At 58.8% G+C, this 2,350-nt stretch carries 3 protein-coding genes; 1 reads left to right on the top strand and 2 read right to left on the bottom strand.

Translation table 11 applies throughout. From position 1 onward, the window contains the following. The coding region (locus EIP85_RS12755; protein ID WP_206615536.1) for an SDR family NAD(P)-dependent oxidoreductase at positions 1–701 on the top strand (701 nt) is incomplete at its 5' end. A 177-nt stretch (positions 702–878) separates the two neighbouring features. On the opposite strand, the gene EIP85_RS12750 is transcribed toward EIP85_RS12755, so the two are convergent. Both EIP85_RS12750 and EIP85_RS12745 read right to left on the bottom strand, forming a co-directional pair. Then, positions 879–1,535 (bottom strand): hypothetical protein, encoded by a 657-nt coding sequence (locus tag EIP85_RS12750; protein WP_127902574.1) that lies wholly within the window; start codon positions 1,533–1,535, stop codon positions 879–881. 14 nt (positions 1,536–1,549) lie between these two features. Then, positions 1,550–2,269, bottom strand: coding sequence for a M48 family metallopeptidase (locus EIP85_RS12745; RefSeq protein WP_127902573.1), 720 nt, complete (start codon positions 2,267–2,269; stop codon positions 1,550–1,552). Positions 2,270–2,350 lie beyond the last annotated feature (81 nt).

Raw genomic sequence — 2,350 nt, 5'->3', positions numbered from 1 at the left:
GACTGCTGCTGGCGGCTGGCGCAAAGGTGGCGATCACCTCAACTACTGATCGGATCTTCCACCGGTTGGCCGAACTTGGTGCCGACGAGACCACCGCCTTCGCACGGCCCGCTGATCTGACCAAGGCGGATCAGGTGACCAGTTTGGTCGCCGAGGTCACCGCCCGCCTGGGCGGCATAGATATCCTGGTCAACAATGCCGGCATGACGCAGATAGGCGGCGATGTCGCTGCGGATGAGATGCAGAAGATGACCGAGGAAGCCTGGGACTATGGCATCGATATCAGCTTGAAAACAGCCTTCCTGGTGACGCGTGCGGTGTTGCCCGGCATGATCGAACGTCGCTACGGGCGCATCGTGCAGATGTCCTCGGTCACTGGGCCAGTGGTCGGCATCGCGGGCGGCTCTGTCTATGCCGCGGCAAAGTCCGGCATGCTGGGTATGACCCGTGCATTGGCAATCGAGGCGGGTGCTTCTGGCGTGACGGTCAATTGCATCGGACCGGGTTGGATCCAGACGGGATCGAGCTCCGAGGCCGAGATTGTCGCCGGCCATCATACCCCCATAGGTCGCCCCGGCACGCCCGAGGAAATTGGCCATGTCGCGGTGTTCCTGGCGAGCGAAGAAGCGAGCTACGTCACAGGCCAGATGATTGTCGTCGATGGAGGCAACACGGTGCAGGAATACAAAGTGGCGCTCTAACGGCCAGCTGCCGTTCCAGGCTCGCCCAGAATATCCCATCGCCTCGTGAGCGGACACTCTTGACGACGGCGCCGGACGGCTTGCGGCGATCCCATCCCACCTTTCGATCGACGCCGGGAATGTCGCGAGGCGGCGGACACAGCGAATGCCACTTTCGCCCCGACGCAGGTCTGCCACTTAGCTCCACCATTCACCAAAGATGCCGGAGAGCCGCCTGGCACTTTCCGGCCTCGTGATGATCCGGAAGCGGGAAAGGTGCGGGAGGCCGATCAACATTGTGGCGGCGTCTGCCGATACACCGCGGGTCGCAGTCACTCTGCCCCAACCGACTTCCCGTCGTGCAGGGTGTTTGACATCAAGCAGCCTCGCGAGTGCGAATGTTGTCTCGTTACCCATAGAAATGACCAGACTTGGCCGGGCCGCCGCAAGAATTTCTGTCCATAGGTTGGAGCCGAACGCGAGCGCATCGTCGCGCCCGACAAGAGATTTCCAAGTCGGAGACCTAAAAGGTACCAGATTTCCGGCCAGCACCTGATCGGGGCGTATTCGCAACCTGCCGAACAGCGCCTGCACCTGTCGTTGCAGGGGGCTCTCGCCCGGTGGATAACCGCCCCAAGCCTCGTCTTCATAGGCGGATCCTACTTGGGTTGAAATATCGGGATGCTCGGGCTGGATCTGGTCGCCGCCGGGGTTCAGGCCGATGAATGCAACATTTGCGTGCGACAACACAGAGGCGGGACTGTAGAGCAGTCGCCAGCCGAGGGTGTTGCCGCTGGCCTTATAGGCGACCTCAATTTCTTCCCGAAGGCTGTGTGGGTCGTTTACTGTGGTCATGAACTCTCTCGAAGTTAGCGAACCCAGGCAGGTACCGGAAGGGTATTCAGCTCGTTCCGGATTTCCCTCCAGCGCGGCAACTCCCGATCAAGAATATCCGTGAAGCATCTGTCATGCCTGGGAGTAACCAAATGGGCCATCTCATGTAAAACAACATAGTCAATCATGCGCTCCGGCTTCTTTGCGAGCTCTGCATTCAGCCAGACGATCCCTCTATCCGGATTGCAGCTGCCCCATTTCGTTTTCATTGGCCGAATGCCCCATTTTTTGGGGCTCCGTTCCAGACGACTCGCCCAGAATATAATCCGGGGTGCTGCGTAGATCCGAAGTTTGGCTTTCAGCCAAGTATCCATTCTACGCTGCATTTGTTCGGCCGTACTGCTGTTCGGAACCTTCATGACAAGGCGGTCACCGCCCTGGGGTGAGATTCTGTGGATATTCTTGTCCCACCTTTGAACGTCCAGTCGGAGCGATCTGCCAAACAGGAAATGCGTCTCCCCTGAGACGAACCGGCGCTCCGTCTGGCGCTCCTGCCTCAGAAACTGCGATTGCTTTCGCTTGATCCACTGCATCTTGGTCAGCACGGCTATGCGGATGGCATCGTCGCTTACGCCTAAGGGGGCCGCGACCCTGACTCGACCCTCCGGCGGATAGCAGCCTATATGCAGATTCTTGATCGCCTTGCGCACGATCTCGACCTCGATGCCGCCGATCTGTGAAGATTCAGTATTCATGCTGGTTCTTCAGGATTTCTAGTACTACAGTTGCGTTTGCTTTGAAGCTCTGATTCACTTCCTGCCATTGTGTGGGAGGAC

This window comes from Solirhodobacter olei (assembly GCF_004010155.1).
Lineage (GTDB): Bacteria > Pseudomonadota > Alphaproteobacteria > Rhodobacterales > Rhodobacteraceae > Solirhodobacter > Solirhodobacter olei.
The sequence above is the reverse complement of the archived record's forward strand: the minus strand, read 5'-3'. Positions and strand labels throughout refer to the sequence as shown.